Annotated in this window: 8 protein-coding genes; all 8 read right to left on the bottom strand. The window is 43.6% G+C overall.

Features of this window, described 5'->3' with window-relative positions; genetic code table 11:
- Positions 1-121: 121 nt before the first annotated feature.
- Positions 122-1,456: a methylenetetrahydrofolate--tRNA-(uracil(54)-C(5))-methyltransferase (FADH(2)-oxidizing) TrmFO gene (gene trmFO, locus PCY12_RS10130; RefSeq protein WP_301352806.1), complete on the bottom strand. Its 1,335-nt coding sequence runs from the start codon at positions 1,454-1,456 to the stop codon at positions 122-124.
- Between the two features lie 333 nt (positions 1,457-1,789).
- Positions 1,790-2,659, bottom strand: coding sequence for a 16S rRNA (cytidine(1402)-2'-O)-methyltransferase (rsmI, locus tag PCY12_RS10125; RefSeq protein WP_301352805.1), 870 nt, complete (start codon positions 2,657-2,659; stop codon positions 1,790-1,792).
- Positions 2,660-2,661: 2 nt separating this feature from the next.
- On the bottom strand, positions 2,662-2,979 hold the full coding sequence (gene yabA / locus PCY12_RS10120; protein ID WP_000358228.1) for a DNA replication initiation control protein YabA: 318 nt from the start codon (positions 2,977-2,979) through the stop codon (positions 2,662-2,664).
- A 39-nt stretch (positions 2,980-3,018) separates the two neighbouring features.
- Positions 3,019-3,909 carry a DNA polymerase III subunit delta' gene (locus tag PCY12_RS10115; protein ID WP_301352803.1) on the bottom strand — a complete coding sequence of 297 codons (891 nt, stop codon included), beginning with the start codon at positions 3,907-3,909 and terminating at the stop codon, positions 3,019-3,021.
- Positions 3,906-4,544, bottom strand: coding sequence for a dTMP kinase (tmk, locus tag PCY12_RS10110; protein WP_301352802.1), 639 nt, complete (start codon positions 4,542-4,544; stop codon positions 3,906-3,908). Before tmk ends, PCY12_RS10115 begins: the two co-directional genes overlap by 4 nt.
- Before the next feature lie 113 nt (positions 4,545-4,657).
- The gene (gene proC / locus PCY12_RS10105; RefSeq protein WP_301352800.1) at positions 4,658-5,455 is read right to left on the bottom strand and encodes a pyrroline-5-carboxylate reductase; all 798 of its coding nucleotides are present in this window, start codon (positions 5,453-5,455) and stop codon (positions 4,658-4,660) included.
- A gap of 3 nt (positions 5,456-5,458) precedes the next feature.
- Complete coding sequence (locus PCY12_RS10100) at positions 5,459-6,721, bottom strand: glutamate-5-semialdehyde dehydrogenase (RefSeq protein WP_301352798.1); 1,263 nt, start codon at positions 6,719-6,721, stop codon at positions 5,459-5,461.
- A 9-nt stretch (positions 6,722-6,730) separates the two neighbouring features.
- Positions 6,731-7,840, bottom strand: a complete 1,110-nt coding sequence (gene proB / locus PCY12_RS10095; protein ID WP_301352796.1) for a glutamate 5-kinase — start codon at positions 7,838-7,840, stop codon at positions 6,731-6,733.
- Between the last annotated feature and the right edge of the window lie 220 nt (positions 7,841-8,060).

Genomic DNA, 8,060 nt, shown 5'->3' with positions numbered 1-8,060 from the left:
CGATGAAATCAAGCATGATTAAAACCAGCGGAACTTACCCTGACACGGATTTCCACTGGTTTTTACGATTTTTATCAGACTAACTTCCACTTGGATTAGCGGTGGAAGTTAGTTTGGGAATTTACCCCGTTAAAAATTCCTCTAAGTCGCTAAGAGCACGCTCTGCAATTTTTTCATAACGAGCCTTCTTATCACGGATACGTTCGCCTTCCAACTCCTTGATAATCCCAAAGTTGACATTCATTGGTTGGAAATGTTTGCTATCGGCATGGGTGATGTAATGAGCTAAGCTTCCGATAGCCGTCGTCTCTGGGAAAATAGCTTGGCTTTCTCCCTTGAAAAGACGAGCGGCGTTAATACCAGCTACTAAACCTGAAGCTGCTGATTCAACATAGCCTTCCACACCCGTCATCTGACCAGCAAAGAAGAGGTTTGATTGTTTCTTAGAACGGTAGGTTTGCTCAAGAAGATTTGGTGAATCCATATAAGAATTGCGGTGCATGACACCATAACGAACAAACTCAGCATTTTCAAGACCTGGAATCATTTGGAAGACACGCTTTTGTTCTCCCCATTTGAGGTGGGTCTGGAAACCAACAATATTGTAGAGGCTACCAGCAGCATTGTCCTGACGGAGTTGCACAACCGCATAAGGTGTTTTAAATTCTCCATCACGAGGTCCTGTGTAGTCGTCCGGATACTCAAGACCCACTGGTTTCATAGGACCATAAAGCATGGTTTTAATACCTCGTTTGGCCATGACTTCGATAGGCATACAGCCTTCAAAGTACTTTTCTTTTTCAAAAGAATTGAGCGGTGCTTCTTCCGCATTAACCAAGGCTTCATGGAAATCCATAAATTCTTGCTTGGTCATTGGAGCATTGAGGTAGGCTGCTTCTCCCTTATCATAACGAGATTTGAGATAGACCTTGCTCATATCGATGGTGTTGACGTCAATAATAGGCGCTGCCGCATCGTAGAAATAGAAACCATCGCCATCATTAAGGGCATGAATCTTTTCAGCCAAGGCATCGCTAGTCAAAGGACCAGTAGCGACAACTGTGATAACATCTGTCGGCAATTCTGTAATTTCATCACGCACTACTTCGATTAAGGGATGATTGGCTACTTTTTCGGTCACCATTTGGGAGAAACCATCGCGATCCACCGCAAGGGCACCGCCTGCAGGAACACGTGTAGCTTCTGCTGATTCCAAAATGACAGAACCCAAGCGGCGCATTTCTTCCTTGAGTAGCCCGACAGCATTGGTCAAAGCATCCCCACGTAGGGAATTGGAACAAACCAACTCAGCAAAATTGTCTGTTTTGTGTTGAGGTGTTGACTTGACACCACGCATTTCATAAAGTTTAACTGGAATACCACGTTCTGCAATTTGGTAGGCTGCTTCAGAACCTGCCAAACCAGCACCGATAACATTGATATAAGATTGAGACACGACACTAATACCTCTTTGGGAGTGTGAAGACAAGGTTCACATTGAAAAAGCTAATCAAACTTAAGAGCTTTCGAATTTCTTGGCTCAGGCTGAAAAAGTCCACAGGACTTACTTCGCTTTCGAATTTCCTGGCTCAGGCTGAAAAAGTCCACAGGACTTACTTCGCTTTCGAGTTTCTTGGCTCAGGCTGAAAAAGTCCACAGGACTTACTTCGCTTTCAAGTTTCTTGGCTCAGGCTGAAAAAGTCCCCCGGACTTTTTCACTCCCACAAATCTTTCTAATTTTTTCTTCTACTAGTATAACAAAAAAAGGGAAGAAGGCAAACTTCCCTGTTTAGTCATTTTCTTCCCATTCGTGGTAGGCAGCGTAAAGCTGGCTTTTATTCCACTGGTAAATCTTAGCGACTTCCTTAATAGCTTGGTTTTTCTTCATGCCTTGCTGGATACGGGCTTGGATTTCTAAGAACAAGTCTTCCTCGTCTTTTTCCTCCACATCCTGACTGGCACCTTCAACGATGAGAAGGCATTCGCCCTTGAGTGGCGTTTCAGCTATGCTTTCCAGCAATTCAGAGATCTTTCCTCTTTGGTATTCTTCATAGATTTTGGTCAATTCCCTAACTAAAACGACCGAGCGGTCGCCATAAACTGCTAACATATTTTCCAACGTATCTGCTACACGATGAGGGGATTCGTAAAAAATCTGTGTTTCAGGATAGTCTTTTTTCAAGTCGAAAAATTGCTTTTGCTGGCCTGATTTTCTCGGTAAAAAACCGTAAAAGATATGTGGCTGTGGCGCTAAACCACTGGCAATCAAGGCAGAAATTCCTGCAGAGGCACCTGGAACAGTGACAACTGCAATTTCTTCCTCAATAGCTGCTTTAACCAAATCATGACCAGGGTCTGAAATGCTAGGCAGACCTGCATCTGATACCTGAGCAATACTTTGCCCTGCTTTCAGGAAATCAATCAAATCAGGAATCTTTTCCTTGGCATTGTGCTCATGAAAACTGATCTGCTTGGTAGAAATGTCAAAATGCTTGAGCAAAAGCCCTGTATTGCGTGTGTCCTCAGCCGCAATCCAGTCCACTTCTTTCAAGGTCTGGATGGCTCGAAAGGTCATATCATCTAGATTGCCAATCGGCGTTGCCACTAAATACAGCTTGCCGTAGGGAGACTGCCCCTTAAAACTTTTTTGAATCCGCATGCCTACTCCCTGTATAACAACTCGTCACAGAACATACATTCCTCGTCCTGCTCTCGACGTTGTCCATAAAAATCATTACACACGTGAAAACCATCCCGGTAAATGCGACGGACACTTTCACGAACATGCTTGGCCTTGACAGGAGCGTCTGCTTCCACCTCACCCAAGCGTTCGCGCAACTTACTATTTTCCAAACGAAGAGCTGTATTTTCCTCTACCAGGCTCTTGAGATTTTTCTTGATGGCTTCCACATCGGCTAAGGTTACCAATAACTGTTGGGAAAAATCATCCAGCGCGTCAAATAATTCTTTTTTGTCCATAAAACAGCCCTTTCCTTTCTTTATCGTTCATTTTTGAGTTTATATTTCTTTCAAGACCAGATATTCCATGGCATTTTGAAAGCTGACATTAGCTTGCCACATTTTTCTAGCTTCTAGCAAATCTTGTAGAATCACTCTTACTCTTGCTTGTAGGATATCTTGTCCACAGAGAACTTCAAGAATCCGTAAAACCTGATCTTGTTTTTCCTTGTCATCTGCCAAGTTGGCTAATTTAGCAACCTGCAGATAACTTTCTTTTTTCTTAGCCACTAACCAAGTCAGCAGGCGTTCACTTTCATCAACCAAGGTCCAAAAACTTGCCTGATTGGCTAACTTTTCTGCTTCAGCTCGCGATTGACTAAACTGGGCTAAAAGAGTTGCTTTTTTCTTGACCAGACCTGCTTGTTCTAATTGATGGATGAGTTTTTCTTCTTGCTTTTTAAAGTGGAAAATCTGGGTCCGACTTCTGATGGTCGGTAAAATCTTTTCCTCATCACTGGTCAAGAAGAAAATATAAACCTCACTCTGGGGTTCTTCGATGACCTTGAGCAGAGAATTGGCTGCATTAGGATGCATTTTCTCGGCTTGTTCGATAATAAAGACCTGTTGTTGGCTTTCAATCCCTGCTTGAGAAAACTGACCCACCAATTCTCGAATGCGTTCTGTCTTAATGACCTGATTAACTGGTTTAATCAAAGTGACATCGGGAAATTCTTCCTGTTCAATCAGCTTACAATTTCGACATTTCTCACATGGCAACACACCTACTTTATCTGTACAAAAGAGGCTCTTAGCTAAAAATTGCGCCATTTCCAAACTTCCAAAGAATCCTGAAAAAAGATAGGCGTGATTGAGCTGGTCTTGTTCTAGGATACGGACAAAGCGGTCAAACTGGTCTGGCTGCCAAGCCTTTAATTCTTCTTGTTTCATTTAGCCAAGCCCATTCTATCAAACAAGATATCCTTGGTAGTTTCCACAACTTGTTCCAAAGGGAGACTGGCATCAATCTTGACAATGCGATTTCCTTCTTTGTCAAGAAGAGAAAGATAGCCTTGACGAACTTTTTTGTGCAAGTCCAACCCTTCCAAGTCCAAGCGATTGACCTCACGGTCACTATTAGCAGCAATGCGAGCCAGTCCCTCTTCCACCTCAATGTCAAAATAGAGGGTCAAATCAGGTTTGAGGCCATCTGTAGCAAAATGATTGAGCCAGTCAATGGCTTCAATATCCAAACCACGACCAAATCCCTGATAGGCAACAGAACTATCGATGAAGCGGTCCATAATGACCAACTTGCCAGCTTCAAGGGCTGGAAGAACTTTTTCCACTAAGTGCTGTCTGCGACTGGCAATATAGAGAAGGAGCTCTGTCTTCGCATCCATCTGAGTATGACTTGGGTCCAAAATCACTTCCCGAATCTTCTCCCCAATCAAGACCCCGCCAGGTTCACGGGTCGTCAGCACCTCTACTCCTTTTTCCTCTAAAATTGGTAGCAGAGCCTCTAAAACACTGGTCTTGCCTGCTCCCTCTGGTCCCTCAAGAGAGACTAAAAATCCTTTTGACATGTCTAACTCATTTCTTTTTTACTACTTCTATTCTATCAAAAAAATAGGGGTTTGTGACAATCTTTTTTTCTTCTCATTTCAACCACCATAAAAGAGGCAGATAAAACTACCTCTTATTTACCTAGTTCTTGTGTTCTTTTATAAGCTTGATGAACTGCCTCCATGACCGTTCCTCGAAAAGCATGCGTTTCTAAGCTTGCTACGCCAGCGATAGTCGAACCGCCTGGGCTGCAAACTTGGTCTTTCAAAACTCCAGGATGTTGCTGACTTTCAAGGACCAATTGTCCAGCGCCGACAACTGTTTGAGCTGCCATTTTCAATGCCGTTTCTCTTGGCAATCCCGTCTGAACACCCGCATCTGCCAAGGCCTCAATAAAGAGATAGACAAAGGCTGGTCCACAACCTGCAAGACCTGTCGCTGCATCGATTAAACTTTCTCCTAGTTCAACCAAGAGACCAGACTTGGCTAAAAGCTGATAAAAGACCTCACTGTCCTCAGCCCTGCAATTAGGAGACAAGGCATAACTAATCACTCCTTGTCCAATAGAAGCAGGGGTATTTGGCATCATACGAATAATTCGGTGTTGACTTGGGATAAGAGTTGCTAGTTTTTCCAAGGTCAATCCAGCTGCCATGGAAATCAAAAGAAGACTTGCTCGTTTTTCAAGGATGCTCTGGTATTGAGAAAGCAAGTCTGAGAACTGGGCTGGCTTAACACCTAGAAAAATCACATCTGCTTCTTCGAATATTTCTTCATTGCTGGAAGCCTGACCACCGAAGTTGGCGATGAAAGCATCCACCTTAGCTTGACTACGATTGGCAAGGAGAAGGTCATCGCCCGTCTTGGCCTGCAAGACAGCCTTGGCCAAACTAGCTCCCATATTCCCCAAACCGATAAATCCAATCTTCATCTCTTACTCCCTTATCTGCCCATCACCAGCAACCACATACTTGTAGCTGGTCAACTCTTTCAAGCCCATTGGACCACGCGCGTGCAATTTCTGAGTAGAAATCCCCATTTCACAACCAAGACCAAATTGGCCACCATCTGTGAAACGAGTTGAGGCATTGACATAGACAGCTGCAGAGTCCACTTGATCTGTAAAGTAAGATACAGCTCCAGCATTTTCCGTCACAATGGCATCCGAATGATGGGTACTGTGGGCTTCAATATGCTCAACCGCTTCTTCTAAACTGCTCACAACCTTAACAGCTAGAACATAGTCTAAAAACTCGGTATCAAAGTCTTGTGCTTCAGCTGCTTGGCCTGAAACAAACTGACTTGCTTTCTCATCCAAGCGGAATTGAATTGGCTCCAGTCCAGATTCTTTCCGACTTGTAACCAGAACTTGCTCTAAGCGAGGAAGGAAGCTTGCTGCCTTATCTTCATGAACCAGCAGAACCTCCATGGCATTGCAGACAGAAGGACGACTGGTTTTAGCATTATTGATAATAGACAGTGCCTTATCCTCATCTGCATCCTTATCCACATAGACATGGACAATCCCAGTTCCTGTCTCGATAACAGGTACAATCGCATTCTCAACCACTGCATTGATCAAACCAGCTCCCCCACGAGGAATAAGAAGATCTAGATAGCCCTTGGCTTTCATCATGGCATAGCTACTTTCACGGCTAGTATCTTCCACCAGTTGAATCACATCTGGATGAATGGTAGTCGTCTCCAAGCCCTTTTTCAAGGCTGTGACAATAGCATGAGCTGTTTGATAGGCATCCTTCCCACTACGAAGAACAACTGCATTCCCACTCTTGAGAGCCAAAGCAGCCGCGTCAGACGTCACATTTGGACGGCTTTCATAGATAATACCGATGACCCCCATAGCCACTCGTTTCTTGGTGATAACCAAGCCATTTTCAAGATGATTGGTTTCTAAAACTTCACCGATTGGATCTGGTAAAGCAGCCACTTCACGAATACCAGTTGCCATTGCTTCTATACGACCTGCATCCAAATAAAGACGATCCAGCATCACATCTGAGATTTTCCCCTTAGCAAATTCCATATCAAGGGCATTGGCTGCTAAAATCTCCTCAGTAGCAGCCACTAAGTGATCAGCCATGGCTAACAAGGCTTGGTTCTTCACTTCTTCACTAGCTGTATTGATCGATTTTTTAACAGCCTGTACCTGTTCAAATTGTTCTTGTGTACTTACCATAGTTTACCTCTAAAATTCTGTAAAGAGTAGTTGGATTTCAGGAGTAATGGAAATCCAGTCATCACGGTGAATCAAGACCCCCTTGGCTTTTTGAGAACGCAACATATCCTCCAAAGCAGATGCACCAAATTGCACACGCCCTTTTCCAAGTGATTTTCCACTTTCCTTGTCAAATACTGTCACGATATCACCGTAAGAAAAGGCTCCTTCTGCTTCAACAATACCAGATAAGAGAAGACTCTTTCCATGTTGAGAGAGAGCTTCCGCAGCCCCTTTATCAACCCAAATAGAACCTTGACTCTGAGCATAAAAGGCCAGCCATTGTTTCTGGGTACGAAGTCCCTTCTCTTGAGCAACAAAGTAGGAACCATCCTTGGTCTCCTCAGCTGCTTCAATCATGGCATCTGTCTTCAAAGATGAGCAGATATAAACAGGAACTCCTGATTCCGTCGCAATAGTCGCTGCTTTGATTTTGGTTAACATGCCCCCAGTTCCGTTTGAAGAACCTGCTCCACCGGACATATCAATAATCTCACGATTGATGGTCTCGATTTTCTCCAAGCGTTTGGCTCTTGGATCTGAATGAGGATTTCCAGTATAAAGACCGTCTACGTCTGTCAAGAGAACCAAAAGATCTGCTTGAACCATGGCCGCTACTTGGGCACTAAGAGTGTCATTGTCCCCAACCTTGAGCTCATCAATGACGACACTGTCATTCTCATTGATGATAGGAATCGCACCACGGCTAAGTAGAACTGACAAAGCCTGATGGGCATTTTTATAACGGCGCTTATCCACAAAATCATCCTGGGTCAGCAAGATTTGTGCAGAAACGATTTGGCGCAAGAGAAGATTGGTCGTGTATTCTTCCAACAAAAGTCCTTGTCCTACCGCTGCTGAAGCCTGTTTATCAGCAATCTTAGTCGGACGCTTTTTAAATCCTAAAGCTCCAAAACCAGCCGCAATGGCACCTGACGACACCAAAATCAATTCATGACCAACCTCGTGCAACATAGCCAACTGCTGAGTAATAGCCTTTACCTTACTACGTGATAAACTTCCATCTTCATTCGTCAGAGAAGAAGTCCCCACCTTAAAGACAATCCGTTTGTATTTCATAGTCTCACTCCGATTCTTCATATTTATCCATTATAACATGAATGGCAGGAAATAGAAAAGAGTTGATAGGAAAAAGAAGGCCCTAAAACCTTCTTCGTAACTTCTCAAAGTAATTTCCACTTGCCTAATCAAAGTGGAAATTAGTCTAAAACGGATTTTTATGGTGGAATTAAGTGTGAGACGTTTGAGTTAGAAATGAGGTCTACTATGACAAAACATA

It is taken from the genome of Streptococcus sp. SPS1 (genome assembly GCF_030439915.1).
In the GTDB taxonomy this organism is placed as follows: domain Bacteria; phylum Bacillota; class Bacilli; order Lactobacillales; family Streptococcaceae; genus Streptococcus.
The sequence above is the reverse complement of the archived record's forward strand: the minus strand, read 5'-3'. Positions and strand labels throughout refer to the sequence as shown.

Excerpts from the sequence above, each read along its gene's own strand:
- PCY12_RS10100 (WP_301352798.1), bottom strand. The coding sequence starts at position 6,721 with ATGGTAAGTACACAAGAACAATTTGAACAGGTACAGGCTGTTAAAAAA.
- rsmI (WP_301352805.1), bottom strand. The coding sequence starts at position 2,659 with ATGCGGATTCAAAAAAGTTTTAAGGGGCAGTCTCCCTACGGCAAGCTG.
- proB (WP_301352796.1), bottom strand. The coding sequence starts at position 7,840 with ATGAAATACAAACGGATTGTCTTTAAGGTGGGGACTTCTTCTCTGACG.
- proC (WP_301352800.1), bottom strand. The coding sequence starts at position 5,455 with ATGAAGATTGGATTTATCGGTTTGGGGAATATGGGAGCTAGTTTGGCC.
- tmk (WP_301352802.1), bottom strand. The coding sequence starts at position 4,544 with ATGTCAAAAGGATTTTTAGTCTCTCTTGAGGGACCAGAGGGAGCAGGC.
- yabA (WP_000358228.1), bottom strand. The coding sequence starts at position 2,979 with ATGGACAAAAAAGAATTATTTGACGCGCTGGATGATTTTTCCCAACAG.
- PCY12_RS10115 (WP_301352803.1), bottom strand. The coding sequence starts at position 3,909 with ATGAAACAAGAAGAATTAAAGGCTTGGCAGCCAGACCAGTTTGACCGC.